This window comes from Acidovorax sp. FG60 (assembly GCF_057808995.1).
Genome location: NZ_JBMDJC010000013.1, coordinates 1 through 25,961, shown reverse-complemented (window position 1 = coordinate 25,961; position 25,961 = coordinate 1). Strand labels below are relative to the sequence as shown.

The window sequence follows — 25,961 nt, the reverse complement described above, 5'->3', positions numbered from 1 at the left end:
TGGAGGAGATCCGGCAGATGATCGCCCAGCAGCGGTTGCTGTCATCCGCGCTTCGTCGTTGAACGCTTACTATCGGCCAAGAGCAGTCGGTCGCATTACCCGTTCGACTGTCTGCTACAGGCTGATTGCTGTCGTTGATCAGCTGTCATTGGACATACGCAATCGGTCCAAAGCAGACATTGGTGAAGTGGGCGAACGGGCGCGGCTTTAGGCGAATCCGCCGTTTACCCGCAGCACCTGCCCATGCACCCAGCCGCCGTCAGGGCCCAAAAGGAACGAGACGGCGCCTGCGATGTCTGTGGGTTCACCCAGCCGCTCCAGCGGCGCCATTTTGGACAGCATCGCCACCTGCTCTTCGGTCTTGCCCTTAAAAAACAACTCGGTGGCGACCGGTCCAGGTGCCACGGCATTGACGGTAATGCCGCGCCCGCGCAGCTCGTTGGCCAGCACATGGACCAAGCCTTCCACGGCAGCCTTCGACGCGATGTATGGACCATAGCCGGGCGAGGCCTTGGCAATGACGCTGCTTGAGAGCGCCACGATGCGTCCGCCTTCGGCCAGCGTTTCCGCAGCCTTCGCCAGCACCAGGAAGGTGCCGCGGGCGTTGACCGCCATCATGGAGTCGAAATCCGCGACGTTTTCCATTCGCACCGTTGCCATACCCATGACGCCGGCACTGCAGACCACCGCATCCAGCCGGCCGAAGGCCGATTGAGCGGTTGAGAACAGGCGTTCGACATCGTCCTGCGCGGACACGTCGGCCTGAATGGCGAGGGCACGACCACCGCCGTTTACGATGGCGGTTACCACTTCCTGTGCCTTTGCCGGGTCGTGCGCATAGCCGACAGCCACGGCATGGCCGTCTTGCGCCAGCCGCAAGGCGATGTCACGGCCGATGCCGCGTGACGCACCGGTCACGATGGCGGCGCGGGTGGAGGGTGGGCTCATGGAGAACTTCTTGTAAATTTGGTTGGTTTAGGAGTGGTGCCTAGGCGCATGGCAGGACCATATCTCCCAGGCCGAGTCGCTGCAGAAATGCGCTTTGCTTCTCGTGGTAAACGCGATCGATGGCCTCCGTGCCCTTTTGCTGCCCATCCACAGTGACGCGATACGGTCGGCTGCCGCGCGGATGGGCCAGTGCATGCACGGCCGCCCTGCCGACGGCCGATACATCCAGTGCACCGCCGAGTTTTGCGTCTATAGCGTCTAGCTTGCCGCCGAGCGTTTGCAGACGTTCAGCCAAGGGGCCGTATTGCCGGACGATGGCAGGATAGGCTGGACTATGAGCATCTGCGAAATGCTCCGTGCCCTGCGTGAACGCGCCCGGAACCAGCATGATGCTCTCGATACCCATGGGCCGGACCTCCATCGCCATGGCTTCGGCCAAAGCATCACCGGCAGCCTTGCTGGCCACGTAAGGGCCAATAAAGGGCTCGTGCAGGCGCGAGGTGGTGCTGCCGACATACATCAGTACACCACGGCCCTGGCGCCGCATCACCGGCAATACCGCGCGGTTGACCCGCAGCCAGGACAGAGCGTTGGTGTCGATGATGCGGGCCACCTGCTCCACCGAGAAAGCTTCGGTAACGCCGGTCATCAGCATGCCGGCGTTGTTGACCACCACGTCGAGCCGACCGTGTTCGGCCTCGATGGCGTCCACTGCGGCGCGACACGCTGTCTCCGACAGCACGTCGAGTTCGAGTACCTGCAGGCGTAGCCCCTCCGTCTCGGCCAACTGGCGCAGAGCCAGGCTGCGCCCGGCGTTGCGGCCTTCAGGTTCCCGCATGCTGGCGACCACCTTGTGTCCAGCGCGCGCCAGTGCCAGAGCAATGGCACGTCCGATGCCGGAGCCAGCGCCGGTGACCAAAACCACTTCCGGATTCTTGGTTGTCATGGTTGACCTCCTTGTTCAGCCGGGGGTGCGAATCAGCACTTTGCCCCGTGCGTGGCCGGTGGCCTGCTTTTCAAGCGCCGCGCGGGCTTCGGCCAGCGGGTAGACGGAGTCAATGATGATCTGCAGTTGACCGGCCTGGAAGTGCACCACGGCCAGTGCGAGGGTCGGTGCCGCGCTGACGAAAAACACCGAGCGTCCGATCTTCCCGTCGCGGTCCTGGATGCCGAACTCCACTAGGCTGGCGATGCGGCCACCCGCACGCAAAACCGCCCAAGACTTTTCCAGGGTCTCGCCAGCCAGCGGGTCCAGCACAAGGTCTATGTCCCGTAGGGCGCTGAAGTCTTGCGTGCGGTAGTCGATGACCTCGTGGGCGCCCAGGCTCTTGACCAGCTCCACATTGCGCTCCGAGGCCGTGGCGATGACATGGGCGCCGGCTTGGCGAGCTAGTTGCACTGCCATGTTGCCGACGCCGCCGGCCGCCGCGTGTACCAGCACTCGTTCGCCGGCGGCCAGTTCTCCGACAGCGAACAGCGCCTGGTGGGCGGTGCCGAAGGTGGTAGGCAGGGATGCGGCCTGCTCAAAGGACATGTCAGCCGGGATGGGACAAACCTCGGTGGCCGCGATCATCAATTCGGAGGCGAAGGCGCCGCCGACGACCGGGGACGTGCGGCCGTAGACGCGCTCGCCCACTTGCAGGTGCTGCACTTGGGCGCCAACGGCGACGATGACGCCGCTGAAGTCAGTGCCCGGTACGTAGGGGTGGGTGACCGGGAAGACCTGCTGCAGGTAGCCAGCGATCATCTTCACGTCCAGCGGGTTGAGGCCTGCGGACTCGATGCGGATGTGCACCGCGTCAGGCTGCAGGCTGGGCAACGACAGTTCGCCGGTGGTGATGACATCAGGTCCGCCGAAGCTGGAAATCATGGCTGCTTTCATGGGGGTACTCCTAGGCTCAGGCCTGCAGCGGGAATTGGCCGAGTTGCAGGAACAGGCCGAACCAGTCCTCCATGTGCCAGGTCGTCTTGACCAAGCCGTTCTCGACTGTGTGGAACTCGTGCAGGCGGAAGCTGACCTTCTTGCCGGTAGCGGCAATGCCGAACAGCTCGCCCAGGTGCGTACCGGTGATCTCGGCGCGCACGCCAACGCGGCCGGGCGCCTGGATGACGTCATGGATGACGACGCGCACATCGGGGAAGGCCTTGGCCACGCTCTGGATGATGGGCTTGATGCCTGCGGGGCCGGACTCCTGGCCGGGTGCTAGCGGAATGTCGTCCCAGTCCGGGGCGAGCACGGTGTCAACGAGGTCTGGAGATTGTTCGCTGAAGGCGCGGTACAGGGTCTCGACGGCCAGGCGTTCGGTGCGCAGGCGTTCGGTCATGTCGAGGTCTTGGGTGATCATGGCTATTACTTTCAGGTTTGGAAGACCTGTAGTTTTGATGCCAGGATAAAATCTGTCCAACAGATATCTGATATATATGATTATTTGATTTATGGATTTTCATGGCGTCGATTTGAATTTACTGGTGGCCTTCGACGCACTGATGGCTGAGCGGAATGTGACCCGTGCTGCGGCGCATGTGGGGGTTAGCCAGCCGGCCATGAGCGCAGCCCTATCCCGGCTGCGCCTGCTGTTGGGCGACCCGTTGTTCCACCGCAGCTCCGACGGCCTATTGCCAACACCGCGGGCGCGCGAGCTGGCAGCGCCTATCCAGGAAGCGCTGGGCGTCATCCGGGCTGCCCTGGTGCGTCAACCGGGCTTCGTGCCGTCGGAGGCCCGGCTGACCTTCAACTTGGGCCTGACCGACTACGCTGCCTTCGTCGTGTTGCCGCCGCTGATGCAGGTGCTGGGCACCGAGGCGCCGGACATCTGCGTACAAGTGCATGGCTACCACGACCGGGACCATGCGGTGAGTCTGCTCGATGCCGGTGCCATCGACGCGGCCATCGGTATCACGCCCACCCAGTCGGAAGAACGCATCCTGGCGCGCCCCATCCTGCGGGACGAGTTCATCACCATTCTCCGCCGCGACCACCCGGCGGCAAGACGCGGCATGAACTTGAAAACCTATCTCGCGCTGCCCCATGCCCTGGCTTCGCCGGAAGGCCAGCGCCACGGACTGGTTGACGAGGCACTAGCGCTGCACGGCAAGCAACGCACCCTGAGCCTGACCCTGCCGCAGATGTTCGCCCTGCCGGCCGTCATCGCCCGCACCGACTTGGCCGCCACGGTCATGAAGCGTGTGGCGTCGCATGCGCTGGCCAGCAAGGAACTGGCCTTCTTCCCTCCGCCGGTCGCCTTGCCGGAAATCGTTCTTAACCTGATCTGGCACCGCCGGGCCGACGCCAACGCGGCGCAGGCGTGGATGCGTGGGCTCATCGAGCGGGTGTCCTCCGCCTTGTGATCGCAGCGCTGGAAGCGCCTAGCCTACTGACTGCCACCAGGAGTGGCCGCTTTTTGGCCGACAGTACGCGTTCAACGACGCAGATCGGATGACAGCAACCTCTGCAAAGCAGACAGTTGCACGCGAGTGCTGAACGACGGCAACGGGCCCAAAGCGGTCGCAGGGCTTTCTCCCAAGCGGTCCTACGGCCTTTCAAAATGGGCAAGTCTACGCAGCTGCGGCCACGGCATCACCTACGTATATAGCTGTAGATGGCAAGTCAGTCAGGGCAGGTATCACATCGGCAACAGGCTCACTTGTGGCTGCATTGAAGAAGGAGTTCAGCAACTTGGCTGCTAAGGTTTTCGTACGAATTGCGGAGATCCGGGGAGGCCTGCGAAGCTGGCCAAGATGAGCGAATTCCTATCCTGTCCTCAGATATCGCCACAACGTGCAGCGTCATGTGCGTCGTTCCCGAGAATGAAACGATAAGTCCACCCATCCCATCATCAGTAATCGCGACCGCTTTCCCACTAGAGCGAAGCGTCTCTACGCCACACGTTCGCATCTTGTGCTCCGCCAAATGAATATGCGTTTCGGTCCCTTCAACCGTTTTGTCAGCGAGCATTTGCTCAAAGGCAATGGAGCCGCCGAAAACGAGAGTGAGAGTTAAGACTGCGACTACCAAGCGCAAACGATTTGACATAACAGACGCTGATACATAGCTTTTGAATCAAGCGGGACCAATGCGATGTCCGCTATTGGCCGGCAGTCGTCGTCCGCTCAAGACACCACCCCCCGCATCCCCGCCAACCCCGGCATCGCCCCCCGCATCCCCTCCAAAAACAACCGCAACCGCGCCGGATAAAACCGCGCATGTGGATACACCAGATACACCGGTAGCGAGGGGGCCTGCCAGGTGGGCACCAAGTGCAGCAAGCCGCCTGCGCGCAGATCCGCATCTACGATCCACGCCGATGCAATACACGCGCCGAGCCCGGCCAGGGCGGCGCTGCGCAGGGCGTACAGGCTGTCGGTGGCCAGCCGGGGGGTGATGGCGAAGGTGCTGGCCTCGCTGCTGTGCTGGTGGGTCAATGTGACTTCGCGCTGGTAGAAGGTGCTGAGCGCCAGCCAGGGTAGATCCTTCAGATCCTGCGCGTGTTGCGGTGTGGGCCGACTTGCCATGAGGGCGGGCGATGCCAGTACGATGCGCGGCACTTCGGCAAGGCGAATGGCGACCACCGAGGGGTCTTCCACCGCACCCACCTGGATGGCGCAGTCGATACCTTCTGCGATGAAGTCAGGGCGGCGGTCGTGCAGCATCCATTCCACCGAAACATCGGGGTAGCGGCGCAGGTAGTCCATCAGCGGGGGGATGAGCTGGTTTTGCCCGAAGGCGTGGGGCGCCAGCACGCGCAAGGTGCCGCGCGGTGTGTCGGCCGTGCCGCGCAGGTCGTCTTCCATGGCGCGCCAGTCTTCCAGCAGGGCTTTGGCGTGGGCAAAGCAGCGGTCGCCGTCTTCCGTCAACTTCATCACATGGGTGGATCGCTGCAGCAGCTTGATGCCCAGGCTGCGCTCCAGCGCTTGCAGGCGGCGGCTCACGGTGGGCTGGCTGGTGCCCAACTGCTGGGCGGCGGCAGACAGGCTGCCGGCCTCGACGATGCGGACAAAGGTCTGCATCAGCTCGATGCGGTCGGCGCCGGGCGGCTGGGTCGGGAGGGCCGGGAGGGTGTTGGTCATACGCAAAGCGTATAACGAATCTGCAATTCAGCCTACTACCCAGCGCGGCGACGGGATAGAACAATCGCACCATTCCTTTTAAACCGATGGTGTTGTGATGTCTTCCATTCAAAATGTGCATGCAAGGGGTGTGGCGGGGCGGGCCCCGGTGGCGCTGGCTGAAGAGAGTGCGGCAGGCGCGGTGAGCGCGCCGCTGCTGTTGCTGCTGGCCACCACGGCGGGGCTGAGCGTGGCGTCGCTGTATTACAGCCAGCCCATGCTGGGCGTGCTGGGGCCCGATATGCAGGCCGACAGCCGCGTGGTGGGGCTGGTGCCCACGCTCACGCAGTTGGGGTATGCGCTGGGCATCTTGCTGCTGGCGCCGCTGGGTGACCGGTTTGACCGGCGCCGCATCATCGTCATCAAGTCCATCGCGCTGATGCTGGCGCTGCTGCTGAGCGGCCTGGCGCCCGGCATGGGTGCGCTGCTGGCGGCCAGCCTGGCCGTGGGCCTGGCGGCCACGGTGGCGCAAGACGTGGTGCCCGCCGCCGCCACGCTGGCCCCGGCCGCACAGCGCGGGCGCATGGTGGGCACGGTGATGACGGGGCTGCTGCTGGGCATTTTGCTGTCGCGCGTGGTCAGCGGCTTTGTGGCACAGCAGTGGGGCTGGCGCACGGTGTATGTGGCGGCGGCAGTGGCCATTGCGCTGCTGACGGTGGCGGTGTGGCGCGGGCTGCCGCGCTTTGCGCCCACCACGCAGCTGGGCTATGGCGCGCTGATTGGCTCGATGGTGGCGCTGTGGCGCCAGCACGCGGCGCTGCGCCGTGCGGCCTGGGCGCAGGGGCTGCTGGCCGTGGGCTTCAGCGCGTTCTGGTCCACGCTGGCGGTGATGCTGCACAGCCAGTTTGGGCTGGGCACGGCGGCGGCGGGCGCGTTTGGTCTGGCCGGGGCGGCGGGTGCACTGGCTGCCCCACTGGCCGGGCGCCTGGCCGACAAACGCGGGCCCGAGGTGGTGACGCGCTACGGCGCCGGGCTGGCCGCCGTGTCGTTTGCGGTGATGGCGCTGGCACCGCTGCTGCCTGCGCAGGCGCAGCTGGGGCTCATTGTGGTCAGTGCCATTGGCTTCGACTTTGGCGTGCAGGCCACGCTGGTGGCGCACCAGACCATCGTGTATGGCATCGACCCCGCAGCGCGCAGCCGGCTCAATGCGCTGCTGTTCACGGGCATGTTCATCGGCATGTCGGCCGGGGCGGCGCTGGGCGCTTTGGTGCTGGCGCAGTGGGGCTGGCTGGGGGTGGTGGGGCTGGCCACCGTGTCGTCACTGGCGGCCCTGGGGGTGCGGGTGGCGCGGCGGGTAGGATGATTTGAATAAAAAAGGCTCTGCCGCCTGATGGGTAGGCGCTAGTAGCTATCAAAAAAAGAGCGGCCCGGGAGCCGCTCTTTCTTTTTTTGCTGGCTACCTTGCCGGTGGCCTCAGGCCTTCTTCACTTCAATGTGGTACAGCCCCCAGGGGCACAGGCCAAAGCGTTCCTTCACCGGCTTGTCCTTGAAGGCGGGCAGCACGTCCGCGTCGTACACCGCCCACTGCGGGCCCAGGCCGCCCAGGGCCATGGGCTGGCCGTCGATGTGGGTGGCGACGATCATGCGGTAGGCCTGCACCTCGGCCATGCTGATGGTGACGTTGTAGCCGTCCACCGCGCGCAGCACCAGCTGCACGGGGCTGCCAGCGGCCACACCGGCAGCGGCCAGCACGGTGGTGAGCAGAGGGCCTTTGAGCGTGTGGGGCTTGCTGTCGTATTCGAGCGTGGGCTTGATGGTGACGGCGGGCATGCGCTGCAGGGCGGCGGCGTCGAGCGCGTGGGCTTTGTCGAACTGGATGCCGTGTTTGCCCATCATCTGGTCGATGGTGGCATCGAGCGCGCCCCGGTTGGGCTGGGTGATGGCGCCGCTGATGGTGAGCAGGGCGGGGCTGGCGGATGTTTTGGCGGGTGGGGCGGCGTGGCTGCTGGTGGTGGCGGTCCACAGGCCTGCCAGGCCGACGCTGGCAGCCACAAAGTTTCTTTTGTTCATGCTCGGTTTCTCCTCGTGTGATGCTTGCTTGGTTGGTTGATCGATGGATGGGCGCATCAATCCGGGGCGCATGGTAAGCGCAGGACTGGCGCTTGCCACCCAAAAAAGTGTCAGTACCTGTGTGGACGTGCCGCGCGTTCTGCGTGTGCCGTGTGGCATGCGTGTCCTGTGGCCTTCAACCCCCAGGGTGCATGGTGCTCCCCGCCAGCGCGCAGGCGCGTGCCGCACCACAATCGGGCCCATGACTTCTTCTTCGACGATGCTGCGGCTGATCAGCCTGGCGGCCTTTTGCAGCATGGCGTCCATGCGCGTGTGCGACCCGATGCTGGTGGCGCTTTCTGTGGAATACCAGATCACCACGGGCGACGCCTCGGCGGTGATTGCCGCGTTTGCCGTGGCCTATGGCGTGCTGCAGCTGGTATATGGCCCGCTGGGCGACCGGGTGGGCAAGGTGCGCGTGATCATTGGCGCCACGGCGGCCTGTGCGGTATTCAGCGCCATGACGGCGCTGGCGCCCAGCTTTTCGGTGCTGGTGGTGGCGCGGGCGGCCATGGGGGCGGCGGCGGCCGGGATCATTCCGCTGTCGATGGCGTGGATTGGCGACGAGGTGGCCTACGAGCAGCGGCAAGAGACCCTGGCGCGGCTGATGGTGGCCACGGTGACCGGGATGATGGCGGGCCAGTGGTTTGGCGGCTTTGCCACCGAAACGCTGGGCTGGCGTGCGGCGCTGGGTGTGCTGGCCGTGCTTTTCTTTACGGCGGCCACGCTGCTGTTGCGCCATGCGCGCGCCAGCGGGGCGCTGCTCAGGGTGGTGGTGCTGGGTGCACCAGCGTTTTCGCTGGCCAACTACCTGGCGGGCACCCTGGCGCTGCTGCGCATCCCGCGCGTGCGCTGGGTGCTGACGGTGGTGGCGATTGAAGGCGCACTGGCGTTTGGTACGCTGGCCTTTGTGCCTGCGCGCATGGTCGATGGGTTTGGCCTGTCGGCCTCTGCCGCTGGCGGCGTGATGGTGCTGTATGGCGTGGGCGGGCTGATCTACAGCGTGTTTGCGCGGCGTTGGCTGGCGGCGCTGGGCGAGCGGGGGCTGGCCGTGCTGGGGGCCAGCTTCATTGCCATCGGCCTGCTGTCGCTGGCCTGGGCGCCTGCGGTGGGTTGGGCCATGCTGGGCTGCTTCTTGGCGGGCATCGGCTTTTACATGCTGCACAACACGCTGCAGGTGCAGGCCACGCAGATGGCGCCCGAGGCGCGGGGCACAGCAGTAACGCTGTTCGCGTGCCTGCTGTTCCTGGGCCAGTCCACGGGCGTGCTGCTGGTGGCTTTCAGTGTGGACCGGGGCTGGCTGCCGCCAGTGTTCACGGCGGCGGCGGTGGGGGTGTTTGTGCTGGGGCTGCTGATCTCGCGCCGGGTGCAGGCGCGTGGGGTGGTGGCAGGCGCGTGACCACCCCGCCAGTGGTTGTCAGCCCCGCGCCTCGTACCAGCCCTTGCTGCGATTGACCACGGCCACCACCGCCAGCATCACGGGCACCTCAATCAGCACGCCCACCACCGTGGCCAGTGCCGCACCGGAGTGGAAACCAAACAGGCTGATCGCCGTGGCCACGGCCAGCTCGAAGAAGTTGGATGCTCCGATCAGCGCCGAGGGGCAGGCAATGCTGTGCTTTTCGCCCACGGCGCGGTTCAGGCCATAGGCCAGGGCGGAGTTGAACAGCACCTGGATGAGGATGGGCACGGCCAGCAGGGCGATGACCAGCGGCTGCTGCAGGATGGCTTCGCCCTGAAAGGCGAACAGCAGCACCAGCGTGGCCAGCAGGGCGGCGATGGACCAGGGCCCGGTGCGCGCCACGGCGGCGTCGAAGGCGGCCTGGCCCTTGCGCAGCAGTCGCTTGCGCAGCCATTGGGCGATCACCACGGGGATCAGGATGTACAGCACCACCGAGGTGAGCAGCGTGTCCCACGGCACGGTGATGGCCGACAAACCGAGCAAAAAGGCCACCAGCGGCGCAAACGCCACGATCATGATGCTGTCGTTCAGCGCCACCTGCGACAGCGTGAACAGCGGGTCGCCGCCGGTGAGGCGGCTCCACACAAACACCATGGCCGTGCAGGGCGCTGCGGCCAGCAGGATGAGCCCTGCTATGTAGCTGTCGATCTGGTCGGCAGGCAGGTACGGCGCAAACCAGTGGCGGATGAACAGCCAGCCCAGCAGCGCCATCGAAAACGGCTTGACCAGCCAGTTGACGAACAGCGTCACGCCAATGCCGCGCACATGCTGGCGCACCTCGGCCAGCGCGCCAAAGTCCACCTTCAGCAGCATGGGGATGATCATCACCCAGATGAGCAGACCCACCGGCAGGTTGACGCGCGCCACCTCCAGCGCGCCCACGGCGCGCGCCGCGCCGGGCAGCCACTGGCCCAGCGCAATGCCCACCACGATGCACAGCAGCACCCAGACGGTGAGGTAGCGCTCGAACACCGCCATGCCGGCGGCCGGGGAGGGGGGCAGCGCACTGACAGCAGCACGTTGTAAAGGGCTTGGTGGCAGGGTCATTTCAGTGGTCCATTCAGTTATCCATTGCGCTGCGCGCCACCCCCGATGCATGCAACTGGCGCGCTCTAAACCAGCGCCCCCGCGCAAGGGCCGCCCCGCCGCGCTGGGGGCGTCCCCCTCCCGGCTCGCGCAGCGAGGCGAGAGAGGGGGAAGGCGCGAAGCGACTCAGGGGGTGTTTCATCTTATTGCGTGGGCAGGTTGCGGGCCGTGGCTTGCAGCGCGGTGGCGGCGAGCTTGTCGTCGGGCAGGTTCACCAGCAGCTCCAGGCGCTGCTTGATGGCGTGCAGGGTTTTGCGGAAGGCCTCGGCCTTGTCGGCGTCCGAGCCATCGCCCGCTGACGGGTCGGCATAGCCCCAGTGCGCCGTGGCCGGGTGGCCGGGCCAGAAGGGGCAGACCTCGCCCGCTGCGTTGTCGCACACGGTGATGATCAGGTCCATGTGCGGCGCGCCGGGGGCGGCAAACTCATCCCAGCTTTTGCTGCGCAGCCCCTCGGTGGGGATGCCCGCGTGGGCCAGCGCCTGCAGGCCCAGCGGGTGGGGCTGTTGGTTGTCGCGCGGGCTGCTGCCAGCAGAGTAAGCCTTGAAGCGGCCCTGGCCCACGGCGTTGAGCAGGGCTTCGGCCAGGATGCTGCGGGCGGAGTTGTGCGTGCACAAAAAGAGCACGTTCAAAGGAGGACGTTGTGGGGTGGCGTTCATCGTGGCTCCAGGCTCAGCAGCACTTGTTGGGGTTGTTGGCGGTGGGGCCGCAGCACGCGGCCTGGCCTGGCGCGGGGGCCGACGGCGCGCCCGTGGGGCAGCACGCGGCCTGGGCTGGCTGCTGCGTGGTCTTGGCTGGCTGCTGTGCAGCGGCTTCGTTGAACACGGGAATGTTGCCCAGCGTGTGGAAGTGTTCCCACGCTACGCCCTGCGGGTCGGTGATCCAGTGCTTGTCGCTGCGGGCGTAGCAGCAGGTGGTGGCGCCTTCGTCCAGCAGGGCCATGTCGGCGCCCTGGGCGCGGGCCTTGAGCTCGGCCAGTTCGTCGGCCTCATCGACCTGGAAGCCCAGGTGGTCCACGCCGGGCTTGTCGCCCCGGGTGGAGATGGCGAAGTTCACGCGCGGGTCTTCGAGCATCCACTTGGCGTAGTCGGTCTCGACACGTGCAGGCTCGGCCGCGAACAGCCTGGAATAGAACGCGATGCTCTTGGCAAGGTCATCGACATGCATGTGGACGTGGAATCGCTTCATGGTGGTTTCCTTTCGGCTGTGGGTCGTGGGGTGGAAGTTGTTGGGGGGCGATCAGCACTGGCAGGCGGCGGTGGCCTCGTCGGTCAGGCAGGCAGCGCCCTGGCAGCAGTTCTCGGTCAGGTAGGCCAGCAGGTCGTTCATGGTGGCAAACGAGGCGCGGTAGATCAGGTTGCGGCCCTGGCGCTCCTGGCTCACCAGGCCCGCGTGGGTCAGCTCCTTGAGGTGGAACGACAGCGTGTTGGGCGCAATGCCCAGCTGCTCGGACAGCCCGCCGGGCGTGAGCCCTTCCTGGCCCGCCACCACCAGGGCGCGGAACACCCGCAGGCGCACTTCCTGGGCGAGGGCGGCGAGGGATCGGATGACATCGGTTTCTTGCATGGTTCGATCATACAACAAAAGTTGAAATATAGAAGTATGGCCTGGGGAAGTTTCTGGAGTCGTCAGGAAAATTCAAGGAAAAATGGCAGTCTGCGCGCTATGGTATTGCCCTGATAGCTATGAATTTCATAGTTACTGAAGTCTGTGTACCACGGTCTTCATAACTCGGCGATCTAATCACCCGATTTTTAAATCGTTTGTGAACTTACGATTCGCCGATACAGTCGCCCATCCTTTTCCAGACCCGCGCGGCAGCGGCCACTCACTGTGGGGCCGCTGCCGCGCACTGCTTTCTATGATCGATTTACGGGGTATCACCCAAACCTACCAGGGCCCACAAGGCCCCGTCGAAGCCCTGCGTGGCATCGACCTCACCATCCAGCCGGGCGAAGTGTTCGGCATCATCGGCAAGAGCGGCGCGGGCAAAAGCTCGCTGGTGCGCGTCATCAACCTGCTCAACCGGCCCACCACGGGCCAGGTCATCGTGGGCGGCCGTGACCTGACCCAGCTGAACGACGCGCAACTGCGCGAGGCCCGGCGCGAGATCGGCATGGTCTTCCAGCACTTCAACCTGCTGTCGTCGCGCACCGTGTTCGACAACGCCGCATTGCCGCTGGAACTGGCGGGCATGGACAAGGCCGCGATCCGCGAGCGCGTGAACCCGCTGCTCGAACTGGTGGGCCTGGCCCACTTGGCCGACCGCTACCCCGCGCAGATCAGCGGCGGGCAAAAGCAGCGCGTGGGCATTGCGCGCGCGCTGGCGAGCCGCCCCAAGGTATTGCTGAGCGACGAGGCCACCTCGGCGCTGGACCCGGAGACGACCCGCTCCATCCTCGACCTGCTGCGCCAGGTCAACCGCGAGCTGGGCCTCACCGTGGTGCTGATCACCCACCAGATGCAGGTCATCAAACAGGTGGCCGACCGCGTGGCCGTGATCGAGGCGGGCCGCATCGTGGAGCAGGGCCGCGTACTCGATGTGTTCACGCGCCCGCAGCAGGCCATCACCAAGAGCCTGATCGACGAAATCCTGCCGCAAGAGCTGCCTGCGAGCGTGCTTGACCATGTGCGCAAGCTCACCCGCCAGCTGGCCACCACGGCGCCCGGCCACGCGGGGCGGCTGCTGCGGCTGTCGTACTCGGGCGACAGCGCCTACCAGCCCATCCTGTCGCAGCTGATCCGCGAGTTTGGTGTGGACATGAGCATCCTGCATGGCCAGGTGGACGAGATCCAAGACGAGACCTTCGGCTCGCTGGCCGTGTACGCCAGCGGCGAGCCCATGCAGGTGCGCGGCGCGGTGGAGCACTTGCGCGCAGGCGGCGTGGCAGTGCAAGAAGTCACGATCGAGATCTGAGGAGGAAAGCCATGTTCGACCATTTCACTCCGGCCATGCTGGACCTCTTTGCCTCCTCGTTGTGGGAGACGCTCATCATGGTGGGCATCTCCGGCATCGTGGGTGGCCTCATCGGCGTGCCGCTGGGCGTGTTCCTGCGCCTCACGGACCACGGCGGCGTGTTGCAGAACGGCCCCGTCAACAAGCTCGTAGGCTGGCTGGTGAATGCCGTGCGCTCCACGCCTTTCATCATCCTGCTGGTGGCCATCATCCCCTTCACGCGCTTCATCACGGGCTCGTCCATCGGCACCGCCGCCGCCGTGGTGCCGCTGACGATTGCTGCCGCACCCTTCGTGGCCCGCCTCGTTGAAGCCGCGCTGCGCGAGGTGGACCACGGCCTCGTCGAAGCTGCTCAGGCCATGGGCGCCACCACCAGCCAGATCGTGTGGAAGGTGCTGCTGCCCGAGGCGCTGCCCGGCATCGTGGCGGGCCTGACCATCACCTTCGTGAGCCTGACCGGCTACTCGGCCATGGCCGGTGCGATTGGCGGCGGTGGTTTGGGTGACCTGGGCATCCGCTACGGCTACCAGCGCTTTCTGCCCGAGATCATGCTGGCCGTGGTGCTGGTGCTGATCTTCTTTGTGCAGGCCGTGCAGAGCATGGGCGACTGGGCGGTGCGCAGGTTGAGCCACCGTTGATTTGCATTTTTTTTGCTATTGAATAGATAGCTGCCGGTGCTTGATATTTAAGCGCCAAGGGCTAATTTAATACATATTTTTGCCCCTTTGCTTTGAGCCAACGGCGGCGCTGGTCTTTACTCCCTCTCCCCTTGTGGGAGAGGGCGGGGGAGAGGGGGTGCATAGGCACAGTGCATCGATTTACCCCCTCTCCCCAACCCTCTCCCGCGAGGGGCGAGGGAGCCTGAAAAACCCCCTCAACCCGGCACCCGGTAGTGGTAGCTATACGCCGTCTTGAACCCCATCGACTGGTACAGCCCCAGCGCTGGCGTGTTCTGCGCGCGCACTTGCAGGTAGGCGCTGGCTGCCCCGGCCTCGGCGGCCCAGTGCAGCAAGGCGGTGACCAGCGCGCGCCCGCGCCCGCCGCCCCGGTGCTCGGGCGCCACGGCCAGGTCGTACAGGCCCACGGCGCCGCGCTCCAGCACCGCCAGCCCAAAGCCCACGGGCTGACCTTGGGCGTCGTGCTGCAGGGCAAACGCGGCAGGGTGGGCGATGTGGTCCAGCATGCTGTTGTGTAGCGCGCGGTGGTGCGTTGGCACGCTGTTGGCGGCGGCAAAGCCCTCCAGCCAGGCGGCAGTGGGCGTGGTGCTGATATGGGTGCTGCCATCGGGCTTGCCGACCGAACCCAGGGCCAGCGGCCGGTGCAACACCAGTGAGGGGTCGAAGTGCTGGTAGCCCGCCTCGGCCAGCTCCAGGTCGGCCTCGGGCGGGGCCAGGGGCGAGATGCGGAACACGGCGGGCAGCCCGTGCCGTGCGTACAGCACTGCAGCCGCTTCGCGCACCCCATCAAACGGCGCGCCGGGCAACAGCGCGTTGACCGAATTGGCACGCTTGGTGTAGCCGCCCGACAGCCGGAACACCCAGCCCCGGTGGAACACCGTCTGGCGCGCTGGCCAGGCGTTGAAGGCGCGTTCTTCAAGGGCGCGGATCAGGGCTGCGGGGACGGTGGGCTCGATGGTGGTGGGCGTCATGGCAGGTGTTATACCAACCCACCCCTCGGGCACGTAGTCAGTCGGTGGTGATCTTGTGGTCGGCCACCAGCTTGGCAAAGCGTGTGGTGTCGCCGGCTATCTGCTCGGCCATCTGCGCGGGTGTGTTGCCAATCGGCTCGGCGCCAATGTCCTGCATGCGCTTCTTGAAGTCGGGCGACTGGATCACCTTGACCATCTCGGCGTTCAGCTTGGCCACCACATCGGCGGGTGTGCGTGCCGGTGCCAGCACGCCAAACCAGGTGCCGATGTCGAAGCCCGCAAAACCACTCTCCTGCAGCGTGGGCACGTCGGGCAGCGACGAGGACCGCTTGGCCGTGGTGACGGCCAGCGCGCGCAGCTTGCCGGCCTTGATGTGCGGCAGCACGGGCGTGATGGTGTCGAACGACATCGACACCTGGCCGCCCAGCAGGTCGGTGGTCAGCGGGCCGCTGCCCTTGTAGGGCACATGCAGCACAGGCTGGCCGATGGTGGTCGAGAACTGCGTGCCAATCAGGTGCTGCGCCGTGCCCGCGCCGTTGGAGCCATACGAAAACTTGTCGGGCGCGGCCTTGATCAGGGCCACGAGTTCCTTCACATCCTTGGCGGGAGTGGTGGCGCTCACGGCCAGCACGTTGGGCACCAGGGCCACGGTGGTGATGGGGGCAAAGCTCTTTTGAAAGTCGTAGCTGAGCTTTTTGTAGACGCTGGTGGCAATGGTGTGGTGCACTGCGCCCATCAGCAGCGTGTAGCCGTCGGGCGCGGCCTTGGCCACGTAGTCGGCACCAATGGTGGCGCCTGCGCCGCCCCGGTTTTCCACGATCACGGGCTGGCCCAGCGCGGTGCTGAGCTTTTCGCCCAGCGCGCGCGCCAGCACGTCGGTGGTGCCGCCCGCTGCAAACGGCACGACGAGGGTGACGGGTTTGCTAGGCCAGGCCTGTGCGTGGACAGCTTTGCCGGGCAGCAGGCAGGCGGCTGCGGCCAGCGCCGCCAGTGCCATCAGGTGTTGACGGCGCAGCGGGGGAGCAATGTGGGTGGGGCCGGGGTTGGGGCGGTGCATGGTTTGTCTCCTGAAGGATGGTGGTGCGGCGGGTGTGTGGCCTGTGCGGCCTTGTGGTTCTGCCCGCCGGGCTCTCACAAGCCCGCCTTGGCGGGCCGTGGGGGGCGATCAGGCGGCTTTGCGCGCGGCTGGTGCGTCGCTGATCAGCGCGCACACCGCATCGGTCACCTGCGCCGTGGTGGCCGTGCCGCCCAGGTCGCGGGTGTGCAGGGCCGGGTTGGCGGTGACCTGTTCGATGGCCTGCATCACGGCGCGCGCAGCGTCCACCTCGCCCAGGTGCTCCAGCAGCATCACCACCGACCAGAAGGTGCCGATGGGGTTGGCCAGGCCCTTGCCCATGATGTCGAACGCCGAGCCGTGGATGGGCTCGAACATGCTGGGGTAGCGGCGCTCGGGGTCGATGTTGCCGGTGGGCGCAATGCCCAGGCTGCCTGCCAGCGCGGCGGCCAGGTCGCTGAGGATGTCGGCATGCAGGTTGGTGGCCACGATGGTGTCGAGCGTGGCGGGGCGGTTGACCATGCGGGCCGTGGCGGCGTCCACCAGCTCCTTGTCCCACTTCACATCGGGGAACTCGGCCGCCACTTGCGCGGCGATCTCGTCCCACATCACCATGGCGTGGCGCTGCGCGTTGCTCTTGGTGATGACGGTGAGCTGCTTGCGGGGGCGCGACTGCGCCAGGCGGAAGGCAAAGCGCAGGATGCGTTCCACGCCCACGCGGGTCATGATGGACACATCAGTGGCCGCCTCGATGGGGTGGCCCTGGTGCACGCGGCCGCCCACGCCCGAGTATTCGCCCTCGGAGTTTTCGCGCACGATGACCCAGTCCAGGTCCTTGGGCGTGCAGCGCTTCAGGGGCGCATCAATGCCCGGCAGGATGCGCGTGGGCCGCACGTTGGCGTACTGATCGAACCCCTGGCAGATCTTCAGACGCAGGCCCCACAGCGTGATGTGGTCGGGGATGTCCGGGTCACCGGCCGAGCCAAACAGGATGGCGTCCTTGCCGCGCAGGGCATCCAGCCCATCGGCCGGCATCATCACGCCGTGGGCGCGGTACCAGTCGCCGCCCCAGCCAAAATTTTCGAACTCGAACTGCAGGCCGGGGTGGCGGGCGGCCAGGGCTTCGAGCACGCGCTGGCCCGCGGGAATCACTTCCTTGCCGATGCCGTCTCCGGGGATGGTGGCGATTTGATAGGTTGTCATGCAGATGCCTGGGTGAAAGGGTCTGGAAATGCCTGTGCAGCAAGGCACAGGCGTGAAAGAGAGACACAGGAGAAACCAAACGGTAGGGGGACTGTAGGCCTGGACGCCTTTGAAGAACGCCGCTAAAGTGAATCCATCGTTAACCTGCAGTTAAGAGCTATTCGATGAGTTCCACCATCCAGCCCGCAGAACTGGGCTTCTTTTCTGCGCTGGCCGCCAGCCCCAGCCTGAGCGCCGCAGGGCGCGAAATGGGGGTCTCCACGGCGGCGGTCAGCAAGCACCTCACGCAGATGGAAAAGCGCCTGGGTGTGGTGCTGGTCAACCGCACCACGCGCCGCATGAGCCTCACGCCCGAGGGCGAGCTGCTGCTGGAGCACGCGCGCCGCATCCTGCGCGAGATCGATGCGCTCGATGAACTCATCGTGCAGTCCAAGGCCAGCCCCAAGGGCCTGCTGCGCGTGAACGCCACGCTGGGCTTTGGCCGCATGCACATCGCCCCCGTGATCTCGGACTTTGTGCGCCAGTACCCCGAGGTGGATGTGCAGCTGCAGCTGTCGGTGCACCCGCCGCCGATCACCGACGATGCCTACGACGTGTGCGTGCGTTTCGGCGAGCCGCCCGACGGCCGCGTGATCGCCCGCCGCATCGCCCCCAACCGGCGCGTGCTGTGCGCCGCACCGGCTTACCTCGACCGCCACGGCAGGCCCCGCGTGCCGCGCGACCTGATGGAGCACCAGTGCATCGGCATCCGCCAGGGCGATGAGGCCTATGGCCTGTGGCGCCTGACCACCGGGCGCGGCAGCAAGGCGCACACCGAGTCGATCAAGATCACCGGCAACCTGACCACCAACGACGGCGAGATCGCCGTGCTGTGGGCACTGCAGGGCCACGGCATCGTGATGCGCGCCGAGTGGGACGTGAACCGCCACCTGGCCCGGGGCCTGCTGGAGCCCGTGCTGCCGCACTACCAGACCCCGGCGGCCGATATCTATGCGGTGTACCCGCAGCGGCACCAGTTCTCCACCCGCGTGCAGGCGTTTGTGGGGTTTCTGGCCGAGGCGCTGGCAGCGTCGGGGGCACCGGCCGCTGTGCCCGCCAAGCCGACCAAGCCGGGCAAGCTGGGTAAGCTGGGTAAGCTGGGTAAAAGCGCAATGCAGGTTTCCTGATCTGCGGGGTGGCGCTGGTGTCGCTGTGCGGGTAGGGTGTCGCCATCCCAGTCCGTTTTGCCCGCCTTCTTCCGCTACCCTGCCAAGACCAGGCTTTTACCCATGAAACCACTTTCGCAGCTTTTTGTCGCGCTGGCCTGCGCCCTCACAGCCCTGCCGGTGCTGGCTACCGACTCCACCGCAGCCCAAGACTGGTCTCTGTCGGCCGATGGCGCCTATGTACTTGATGTGCGCGCAGGCCTGGCCTGGCCGCGTTGTGTGGAAGGCATGCAGTGGACGGGCAAGACCTGCACCGGCAAGCCCCTGCTGCTGGACCGCGCCGAAGCCACCACCCTGGCCACCGACCGCTGGAAGGCCGAGGGCGCGGGTTGGCGCCTTCCCCGCGCGGCGGAACTGCAGCGGCTGGTGGACAAGTCGCTGTCTCCCCCGGGCCTCAACCCCATCCTGTTCCCCGCCGCGCCAGGCCAATGGCACTGGTCGTCTACCAGCAACGTGAGCGCGCCCAGCGTCAATCCATACACCTACGGCAACATCGCGCAAGGCCGCGCGGGCGATGGCGTACGGCAGGCTGCCATGATCAACGGCTGGGCCGTGAACCTGTCCACCGGCGAGGCACGGGGCGATGCGGCGCGGGCCAGCAAGCTGCCCGTGCGGCTGGTGCGGCCGCCGCCTGTGGGGGCGGGGAAGTAGCCGCAGACGTCGCGCGGAGCAGGTAGCGGCTCAGGCACCTCATGCTGCCACCGTTTCCGCATCGCCCGCCGCAAACACTTCGCGGGCAGCGGCCAGTCCGTTCAGCGCGGCCGGAAAGCCTGCGTAAACAGCCATCTGCATGAGGACTTCCACGATCTCCTCGCGGGTGACGCCCACGTTCAGCGCCGCCTGCAAGTGCACCTTGAGCTGTGGTGTCGCGTTGCCCAGCGCAGTCAAAGCAGCGATCACTGCAATTTCGCGGCTGCGCAGGTCCAGTCCGGGTCGGGAATAGATGTCGCCAAACGGAAACTCGATCAGGTACCGGGCGAAATCGGGGGCAATGTCGGCCAGGCTGGCGACGACACGCTCACCCGCGTGGCCGTCGATTTCGCGCAGCTTGGCGAGGCCCTGGAGATAACGGGGATTGGTTTCGGGGGACATGGGTGCTTCCTTGGCGGGGTGACGAGGGTGTGTGGCGAAGGGAAGCCTCCAGATCCCGGTAGTGCGCGATCTTGGCTTGCAGCGCCTGTGCGGCTTGCTGCATGGCGGTGATGGTTGCAAGCACCTGAGCAAGGTGATGCTCCAGCAGCTCGCGCCGTTCGGGGGCGGTGGTGTTCCCTTCGCTGCGCAGCCGCGCGAAGGCCTGCATTTGCCCGATGGGCATCTGGGTCTCGCGCAGGCGCAGCAGGAATCCGATCCATTCCATGTCCGAAGCCGCATAGCGGCGCTGGCCACCCGGCGCGCGCGCCACGGGCGCAATCAGCCCCGCGCGCTCGTAGTAGCGCAGCGTGTGCGCGGTCAGGCCCGTGCGTTCGGCGACTTCGGCAATGGTGAGGAGGGATGCCATGGGAACGATTCTGAAAGTTGGAGTGCACTCTAAGTCAAGCACTGAATCGTTCCAACGTGACAAGGGGTCGCAACAGGCCGCTGTCTAACCCTTGTTCGTATTCGCAGCCTCGTGATCTCTAGCTGCCCGCGTGCTTGCAAGCAGTCTCTTCACCGCAGCTGCAACGCCTGCAGCACCAGCGAAAACGCAGGCGATGGCTGGCGCCGACTGGGGTAGTACAGGTGGTAGCCCGCGAACGATGGGCACCAGTCTTCCAGCACTCGGACCAGGCGGCCGTCTTCGATGTGGGTGGCCAGTTCGTCCTCGGGCAGCAGCGCAATGCCCAGCCCGGCCAACGCTGCATCGACCTGGGGCGGGGCGGTGTTGAAGATCAGCGGGCCATCTACCCGCACGTTGACCTGTTTGCCCTTGCGCGCAAAGTCCCACACGTACAGGCCGCCCGAGGTAGGCATGCGCTGGTTGATGCAGCGGTGCGCCGTCAGGTCGTGCGGGGTTTTGGGAATGGGATGGGCGGCAAAGTAGCTGGGCGATGCGACCACGGCCATTCGAAGCGGCGGGCCGATGGGCATGGCAATCATGTCCTTGTCGATGGTGTTGCCCAGGCGCACCCCGGCGTCAAAACGGTCGGCCACGATGTCGCGAAAGCCGTAGTTCATGTCGAACTCCAGCGTGATGTCGGGGTTGTCGTGCAACAGTGGCATGAGCTTGGGCAGCAGCGTAGTGTGCATGACGTGGTCGCCGCAGGTGATGCGCACAGTGCCTGCGGGTTTGTCGCGCAGTGCGGTCAGCGCATCCAGCTCGGCCTCAATCTCGTCAAAGCGGTGACCGATGGCTTGCATCAGGCGTTCGCCCGCTGGTGTGGGCGAGACGCTGCGCGTGGTGCGTGTGAGCAGCCGGATCTGCAGGCGCTCTTCAAGGCCACGGATGGTCTGGCTCAGCGCGGACTGCGTGACGCCCAGAGTGGCTGCGGCCCGGGTGAAGCTGCCCTCGCGCGCCACGGTGACAAAGGCCAGCAGATCGTTCAGGTTGCGTCTCGCCATGTCTGATTCTCTGGATTGATTGGTTAGCCAGCCTTATAAACCCATTCGCCATTCATTATCTAGTCGGCGCAAGCAATGCTGGGCAAACTTCTTGCCATGGCACAACGCATCAGCACCCACCCCTTCCAACGCCGCGCCCTGGTGGGTGTCGCCTTGGCATTCACCCTGGCAGCCGGGGTGATGCCCGCCACCACCTTTGCACAGCAGGGCCCCATGGAAATTCATCTGCATATCGATGGTGCCATTGCCACCGCCACCCTGGACAACAACGCCGCAGCGCGCGATTTTGTGGCCCAACTGCCGCTGTCGCTGACGTTGCAGAACTACGCGGAGATCGAACGCATCGCCACCCTGCCGCGCAAGCTGTCGGTGGATGGGGCACCGGCGGGCATCACCCCCAAAACAGGTGACATCAACTACTACGCGCCCTGGGGCAATCTGGCGATTTTCGTGGGCGATGACGCCTATGCACGCGGCCTGGTGCGGCTGGGCAGAGTGGACACGGGCCTGCCCGCGTTGCAGCACCAGGGGCCTTTGAAGGTGCGTATCGAACGCGCCTGCGATTGACGCGCAGACAAAGCATTGGAGCGTCCCACGAAGGCGCGCCCTCGACCCCCGCCTTCATTTCTCGATTTCTCGTCCTTTCCCAATTTCCTACCTCCCCAGGAGCATCGAACATGCACAACACACTCTCCACCATCCACGCGCGGCACCCAATACCCGGCACAGCCCCCCTCACCTCGGACCGGCGCGACTTCCTCATCCGGGCGGGCTTCGGTGCGGCGGTATGGGGCGGGCTGTCTGCCGCGGGTGGTAGTGCGATGGCAGCGGGGCCGCAGCCAGCGCCCGGCAAGCTCATCGGCGCCGACAATTTCTACCAAAGCGACAAGGTGGCCGTGCGCAAGGTGACCTTCAAGAACCAGTACCGCATGGCGGTGGCTGGCAACCTGTTTGTGCCCAAGAACCTGGACCGCAGCAAGAAAAATCCGGCCATTCTTGTGGGCCACCCCATGGGCGCAGTCAAGGAACAAAGCGCCAACCTGTATGCCACCAAGATGGCAGAGCAGGGTTTTGTCGCGCTGTCGCTGGACCTGCCTTTCTGGGGTGAGAGCGAGGGCCAGCCGCGCAACGCGGTGGCGCCAGACATCTATGCCGAGGCTTTCAGCGCAGCGGTGGATTTTCTGGGCACGCAGGCGATGGTGGACCGCGAGCGCATTGGGGCCATTGGCGTGTGCGGCAGCGGCAGCTTTGTCATCAGCGCCGCCAAGATCGACCCGCGCATGAAGGCCATCGCCACCGTCAGCATGTACGACATGGGTGCTGCCAACCGTGATGCGCTGAACCACTCGCAGACTGTGGAGCAGCGCAAGCAGATCATTGCCGCCGCTGCCGAGCAGCGCTACGTGGAGTTCAGTGGCGGGGCCATCCAGTACACCGGTGGCACGGTGCACGAGCTGACGGCAGACACACACCCCATTCAGCGGGAGTTCTATGACTTCTACCGCACCCCGCGTGGCGAGGTCACGCCCAAGGGCGGCTCAGCCAAAACCACCACCCACCCCACGCTGACCAGCAACGTCAAGTTCATGAACTTCTACCCGTTCAATGACATCGAGACGATTTCTCCGCGCCCCATGCTCTTCATCACGGGTGACCAGGCGCATTCCAAGGAGTTCAGCGAAGACGCCTTCAAGCGCGCTGCCGAGCCGAAGGAGCTGCACATCGTCCCCGGTGCGGGCCATGTGGATCTGTATGACCGTGTGAACCTGATCCCATGGGGCAAGTTGACGGCGTTCTTTGGCAAACACCTGGCTTAAGCAATGACCACCCAGGTTTGCGACGCCCCGCCGCACCACACAGGCGGTGAAGACGGGGCGGCGGCGCAGCCCGCGCGCTGGAGCGGCGTTTTTGCGATGACGCTCTGCGTGTTTGCGCTGATCGCGTCGGAGTTCATGCCAGTCAGCCTGCTCACACCCATGGCCGCAGACCTGGGTGTCAGTGAGGGTTGGGCCGGGCAGGGCATTGCGATATCGGGCGCCTTCGCCGTGCTCACCAGCCTGAGCATTGCAGCGCTGGCAGGCAGGATGGACCGCAAGACCCTGCTTCTGGGCCTTACGGCGCTGATGTGCTTATCTGGCGCGGTCATTGCACTGGCGCCGAACTACGCGGTGTACATGGTGGGGCGCGCGCTCATTGGGGTGGTGGTGGGAGGCTTTTGGTCGATGTCGGCCGCCACGGCCATGCGGCTGGTGCCCGCGCAGCAGGTGCCACGGGCCCTGGCCATCTTCAATGGTGGCAACGCGCTGGCCACGGTGGTGGCGGCGCCGCTCGGCAGCTATCTGGGGGCCGTGATTGGCTGGCGTGGGGCTTTCTTTTGCCTGGTGCCGGTGGCGGTACTGGCCTTCATCTGGCAGTGGGTGAGCCTGCCGCCGATACCTGCCGGGCCCCGGCGCTCTGGGGCCCCTGGCCTTGTTTTCAGACTGCTCCGGCGCCGGATGATTGCCGTGGGCATGCTGGCAGTGGGCAGCTTTTTCATGGGACAGTTTGTGCTGTTTACCTACCTGCGGCCATTTCTAGAGACCGTCACGCATGTGGGTGGGTTCACCTTGTCGTTCATCCTGCTAGTGATCGGGGTGGCGGGCTTTGTGGGCACCACGCTCGTCGGCGCGGCGCTGGCCAGAGGCTTCTACCCAACGCTGTTCACGGCACCCGTCTTGATGGCGCTCATCGCCATCGCGCTGATCTGTCTGGGTGACCAGCTCACCGCTGTCACGGCCTTGCTGGGTGTATGGGGCATGGTGGCCACGGCAGCACCGGTGGGCTGGTGGACATGGTTCACCCGGTCGATGCCGAAAGACGCTGAAGCCGGAGGCGGCCTCATGGTGGCGGTGGTCCAACTGGCTATCGGCCTGGGCTCCACGGTGGGGGGCCTGCTGTTTGACCGCAGCGGATACCAGAGCACCTTTGTCGTCAGCGCTGTTTTGTTGCTGGTGGCCGCTTTGCTGGTCTTGCTGACCTGGCGCTCTGGCAGGGCCGAGGGCCGTGCTTTTGTCGGTAGTTGAAGGTTGAAGGAGATGGGGTGAACGCGTGCATTGCGCGCCAGCAAACTGACGGCGATGTGGGGTGCAAAACCGAGGGGACAGCAAAACCCGGCGTCCTGGTGAAAAATGGCGCGGCAGGTGGAGAGGCTGTGACCTGCTGGCACCCCAGCCTCCCCCCACGTCGCGCCGCTTCATGTGCGCGGCTCCATTTCCATCACCCCACTGCGAGTCCTCCATGAACCCATCCATCCCTACCACCGCGCTGCAGCTGCGCTCGCTTGTACAAGCCAATGGCACCTTGCAGATCAGCCTGGAGCCGACACCCGTGCCCACGCCAGGGCCTGACGAAGTGCTGATTCAGGTACAGGCCACGCCTATCAACCCATCGGATATTGGCCTGCTGCTGGGCCCGGCTGATCTGTCCACCGTGCAGGTCACGGGCACGGCCGAGCGGCCGGTGGCCACGGCCCGCATCCCCGAGCGCGCCATGCCCGGCATGGCGGCACGCCTGGGCCAGAGCATGCCCGTGGGCAACGAGGGCGCAGGTCTGGTGGTGGCTGCGGGTGCATCGCCCGCTGCGCAGGCGCTGCTGGGCCGCACGGTGGCAGTGATTGGTGGCGCCATGTATTCGCAGTACCGCGCCATGCCTGCAGCGCAGTGTCTGCCGCTGCCGCCCGGCACCACGGCGGCTGAGGGCGCGTCGTGTTTTGTCAATCCGCTGACGGCGCTGAGCATGGTCGAAACCATGAAGCGCGAAGGCCACACCGCGCTGGTGCACACCGCTGCGGCCAGCAACCTGGGCCAGATGCTGCTCAAGATTTGCCAGAAGGATGGTGTCGGCCTGGTCAACATCGTGCGCAAGCCCGAGCAGGCGGAACTGTTGCGCGTACTGGGCGCCCAGTACGTGTGCGACAGCAGTGCGCCCGATTTCATGGCCGAACTGACCGACGCGCTGGCCGCCACTGGCGCCACCATTGCGTTTGATGCCACGGGCGGCGGCACGCTGGCGGGGCAGATCCTGCAGTGCATGGAGGCGGCCATCAACCGCAAGGCCAAGGAATACAGCCGCTACGGCTCGGCCGTGCACAAGCAGGTGTATCTGTACGGCCACCTGGACACGCGCCCGACCGAAGTGCACCGCACCTTTGGCATGGCCTGGGGCATGGGGGGATGGCTGCTGTTCCCGTTTCTGCAGAAGATTGGCGAAGAGGCCACCCAGGCGCTGCGCCAGCGCGTGGCGGCCGAGCTGAAGACCACCTTTGCCAGCCACTACGCGCGCACCGTGTCGCTGGCAGGCGCGCTGAGTGCCGAGTCCATTGCGTTCTACGGCCCGCGCAATACTGGTGCCAAGGTATTGATCGACCCGTCGCTGTAAGCGACGTTGCAGGGGCGCTTCCGGTGCCTTGAGGGATGGTCCATTCCGGCAGGCGCCAGGCAAGCTCGGTAAGTGCCATGTAGCCAGCCGACGCCGCGTGCGCCAACAAAAAGGGCTCCCAAAGGGAGCCCGATCTGCCTGCCCGCCCCTGCGGTTCAGTTAACACTCCCCATGGCAACAGCACCTGCAAATGCAAAGTGCCACCGCCATGGGAAGTCCCGCAACTGCTTCAACCAAACTCAAGCAGTTGGTCTACCAATTACATGGCGCTGAATTCGCCCGAAGGGATCTTG

The 25,961-nt window shown here is 65.6% G+C and carries 27 protein-coding genes; 11 read left to right on the top strand and 16 right to left on the bottom strand.

All coding sequences use genetic code 11. The features are described 5' to 3' along the window. Positions 1-207 precede the first annotated feature (207 nt). From ACODS0_RS18665 to ACODS0_RS18650, 4 genes are read right to left on the bottom strand one after another with little or no spacing between them, the layout of a single operon-like run. Positions 208-948, bottom strand: coding sequence for an SDR family oxidoreductase (locus ACODS0_RS18665; protein WP_440597349.1), 741 nt, complete (start codon positions 946-948; stop codon positions 208-210). A 40-nt stretch (positions 949-988) separates the two neighbouring features. Beyond that, complete coding sequence (locus ACODS0_RS18660; RefSeq protein ID WP_488836381.1) at positions 989-1,894, bottom strand: SDR family NAD(P)-dependent oxidoreductase; 906 nt, start codon at positions 1,892-1,894, stop codon at positions 989-991. Between the two features lie 15 nt (positions 1,895-1,909). Further along, positions 1,910-2,830, bottom strand: a complete 921-nt coding sequence (locus ACODS0_RS18655) for an NADP-dependent oxidoreductase (protein ID WP_488836379.1) — start codon at positions 2,828-2,830, stop codon at positions 1,910-1,912. Positions 2,831-2,846: 16 nt separating this feature from the next. After that, positions 2,847-3,293, bottom strand: a complete 447-nt coding sequence (locus tag ACODS0_RS18650; RefSeq protein ID WP_440597352.1) for an ester cyclase — start codon at positions 3,291-3,293, stop codon at positions 2,847-2,849. Positions 3,294-3,384: 91 nt separating this feature from the next. Here ACODS0_RS18650 and ACODS0_RS18645 point away from each other — a divergent pair, with 91 nt between their 5' ends. Beyond that, positions 3,385-4,296 carry a LysR family transcriptional regulator gene (locus tag ACODS0_RS18645; RefSeq protein WP_488836377.1) on the top strand — a complete coding sequence of 304 codons (912 nt, stop codon included), beginning with the start codon at positions 3,385-3,387 and terminating at the stop codon, positions 4,294-4,296. 762 nt (positions 4,297-5,058) lie between these two features. On the opposite strand, the gene ACODS0_RS18640 is transcribed toward ACODS0_RS18645, so the two are convergent. Continuing rightward, positions 5,059-6,015 (bottom strand): LysR family transcriptional regulator, encoded by a 957-nt coding sequence (locus tag ACODS0_RS18640; RefSeq protein WP_218299659.1) that lies wholly within the window; start codon positions 6,013-6,015, stop codon positions 5,059-5,061. Positions 6,016-6,112: 97 nt separating this feature from the next. On the opposite strand from ACODS0_RS18640, the gene ACODS0_RS18635 reads away from it, so the two are divergent. Beyond that, the gene (locus tag ACODS0_RS18635; protein ID WP_488836374.1) at positions 6,113-7,357 is read left to right on the top strand and encodes an MFS transporter; all 1,245 of its coding nucleotides are present in this window, start codon (positions 6,113-6,115) and stop codon (positions 7,355-7,357) included. Positions 7,358-7,467: 110 nt separating this feature from the next. Here the strand turns inward: ACODS0_RS18635 and ACODS0_RS18630 are convergent, their stop codons facing one another. Further along, entirely contained in the window at positions 7,468-8,064 is a 597-nt protein-coding gene (locus ACODS0_RS18630) for a putative pterin-binding protein (RefSeq protein WP_488836372.1), read from the bottom strand. Between the two features lie 241 nt (positions 8,065-8,305). Between ACODS0_RS18630 and ACODS0_RS18625 the strand changes: the two genes are divergently transcribed. After that, on the top strand, positions 8,306-9,502 hold the full coding sequence (locus ACODS0_RS18625) for an MFS transporter (protein ID WP_488836370.1): 1,197 nt from the start codon (positions 8,306-8,308) through the stop codon (positions 9,500-9,502). An 18-nt stretch (positions 9,503-9,520) separates the two neighbouring features. Here ACODS0_RS18625 and arsB read toward each other — a convergent pair whose 3' ends face one another. The 4 genes from arsB to ACODS0_RS18605 form a co-directional block, all read right to left on the bottom strand. Beyond that, entirely contained in the window at positions 9,521-10,543 is a 1,023-nt protein-coding gene (arsB, locus tag ACODS0_RS18620; RefSeq protein ID WP_142150574.1) for an ACR3 family arsenite efflux transporter, read from the bottom strand. A 251-nt stretch (positions 10,544-10,794) separates the two neighbouring features. Further along, positions 10,795-11,307, bottom strand: coding sequence for an arsenate reductase ArsC (locus ACODS0_RS18615; protein ID WP_488836368.1), 513 nt, complete (start codon positions 11,305-11,307; stop codon positions 10,795-10,797). A 13-nt stretch (positions 11,308-11,320) separates the two neighbouring features. Continuing rightward, positions 11,321-11,836 carry an ArsI/CadI family heavy metal resistance metalloenzyme gene (locus ACODS0_RS18610; protein ID WP_094290567.1) on the bottom strand — a complete coding sequence of 172 codons (516 nt, stop codon included), beginning with the start codon at positions 11,834-11,836 and terminating at the stop codon, positions 11,321-11,323. A gap of 51 nt (positions 11,837-11,887) precedes the next feature. Further along, on the bottom strand, positions 11,888-12,214 hold the full coding sequence (locus tag ACODS0_RS18605) for an ArsR/SmtB family transcription factor (protein ID WP_055397556.1): 327 nt from the start codon (positions 12,212-12,214) through the stop codon (positions 11,888-11,890). Positions 12,215-12,509: 295 nt separating this feature from the next. Here ACODS0_RS18605 and ACODS0_RS18600 point away from each other — a divergent pair, with 295 nt between their 5' ends. Both ACODS0_RS18600 and ACODS0_RS18595 read left to right on the top strand, forming a co-directional pair. Further along, positions 12,510-13,565, top strand: coding sequence for a methionine ABC transporter ATP-binding protein (locus tag ACODS0_RS18600; RefSeq protein WP_121419886.1), 1,056 nt, complete (start codon positions 12,510-12,512; stop codon positions 13,563-13,565). 11 nt (positions 13,566-13,576) lie between these two features. After that, on the top strand, positions 13,577-14,242 hold the full coding sequence (locus ACODS0_RS18595) for a methionine ABC transporter permease (protein ID WP_488836365.1): 666 nt from the start codon (positions 13,577-13,579) through the stop codon (positions 14,240-14,242). A gap of 236 nt (positions 14,243-14,478) precedes the next feature. Here the strand turns inward: ACODS0_RS18595 and ACODS0_RS18590 are convergent, their stop codons facing one another. From ACODS0_RS18590 to ACODS0_RS18580, 3 genes are all read right to left on the bottom strand, one after another. Continuing rightward, positions 14,479-15,252 carry a GNAT family N-acetyltransferase gene (locus tag ACODS0_RS18590; protein ID WP_488836363.1) on the bottom strand — a complete coding sequence of 258 codons (774 nt, stop codon included), beginning with the start codon at positions 15,250-15,252 and terminating at the stop codon, positions 14,479-14,481. A gap of 37 nt (positions 15,253-15,289) precedes the next feature. Continuing rightward, a complete protein-coding gene (locus ACODS0_RS18585) occupies positions 15,290-16,249 on the bottom strand; it encodes a Bug family tripartite tricarboxylate transporter substrate binding protein (protein ID WP_488836509.1) in 960 nt (319 codons plus the stop codon). Between the two features lie 168 nt (positions 16,250-16,417). Continuing rightward, complete coding sequence (locus ACODS0_RS18580) at positions 16,418-17,509, bottom strand: tartrate dehydrogenase (RefSeq protein WP_431152811.1); 1,092 nt, start codon at positions 17,507-17,509, stop codon at positions 16,418-16,420. Positions 17,510-17,673: 164 nt separating this feature from the next. Here ACODS0_RS18580 and ACODS0_RS18575 point away from each other — a divergent pair, with 164 nt between their 5' ends. Beyond that, positions 17,674-18,675 carry a LysR family transcriptional regulator gene (locus ACODS0_RS18575; protein ID WP_488836360.1) on the top strand — a complete coding sequence of 334 codons (1,002 nt, stop codon included), beginning with the start codon at positions 17,674-17,676 and terminating at the stop codon, positions 18,673-18,675. 102 nt (positions 18,676-18,777) lie between these two features. Continuing rightward, entirely contained in the window at positions 18,778-19,365 is a 588-nt protein-coding gene (locus ACODS0_RS18570; RefSeq protein WP_488836358.1) for an Lcl C-terminal domain-containing protein, read from the top strand. A 39-nt stretch (positions 19,366-19,404) separates the two neighbouring features. Here the strand turns inward: ACODS0_RS18570 and ACODS0_RS18565 are convergent, their stop codons facing one another. The 3 genes from ACODS0_RS18565 to ACODS0_RS18555 all read right to left on the bottom strand — a co-directional run bounded on the left by ACODS0_RS18565 (position 19,405) and on the right by ACODS0_RS18555 (position 21,252). Further along, the gene (locus ACODS0_RS18565) at positions 19,405-19,806 is read right to left on the bottom strand and encodes a carboxymuconolactone decarboxylase family protein (RefSeq protein ID WP_488836356.1); all 402 of its coding nucleotides are present in this window, start codon (positions 19,804-19,806) and stop codon (positions 19,405-19,407) included. Then, positions 19,733-20,212, bottom strand: coding sequence for a MerR family transcriptional regulator (locus ACODS0_RS18560; protein ID WP_488836354.1), 480 nt, complete (start codon positions 20,210-20,212; stop codon positions 19,733-19,735). Before ACODS0_RS18560 ends, ACODS0_RS18565 begins: the two co-directional genes overlap by 74 nt. Before the next feature lie 149 nt (positions 20,213-20,361). Beyond that, positions 20,362-21,252 (bottom strand): LysR family transcriptional regulator, encoded by an 891-nt coding sequence (locus ACODS0_RS18555; protein ID WP_228894988.1) that lies wholly within the window; start codon positions 21,250-21,252, stop codon positions 20,362-20,364. Positions 21,253-21,348: 96 nt separating this feature from the next. On the opposite strand from ACODS0_RS18555, the gene ACODS0_RS18550 reads away from it, so the two are divergent. The 4 genes from ACODS0_RS18550 to ACODS0_RS18535 all read left to right on the top strand — a co-directional run bounded on the left by ACODS0_RS18550 (position 21,349) and on the right by ACODS0_RS18535 (position 25,668). Beyond that, on the top strand, positions 21,349-21,819 hold the full coding sequence (locus ACODS0_RS18550; protein ID WP_488836352.1) for a cyclophilin-like fold protein: 471 nt from the start codon (positions 21,349-21,351) through the stop codon (positions 21,817-21,819). Between the two features lie 254 nt (positions 21,820-22,073). Continuing rightward, complete coding sequence (locus ACODS0_RS18545) at positions 22,074-23,069, top strand: alpha/beta hydrolase (RefSeq protein ID WP_488836507.1); 996 nt, start codon at positions 22,074-22,076, stop codon at positions 23,067-23,069. A 3-nt stretch (positions 23,070-23,072) separates the two neighbouring features. Further along, the gene (locus ACODS0_RS18540) at positions 23,073-24,314 is read left to right on the top strand and encodes an MFS transporter (protein ID WP_488836350.1); all 1,242 of its coding nucleotides are present in this window, start codon (positions 23,073-23,075) and stop codon (positions 24,312-24,314) included. A gap of 214 nt (positions 24,315-24,528) precedes the next feature. Continuing rightward, positions 24,529-25,668 carry a zinc-binding dehydrogenase gene (locus ACODS0_RS18535; protein WP_488836349.1) on the top strand — a complete coding sequence of 380 codons (1,140 nt, stop codon included), beginning with the start codon at positions 24,529-24,531 and terminating at the stop codon, positions 25,666-25,668. Positions 25,669-25,961: the final 293 nt, after the last annotated feature.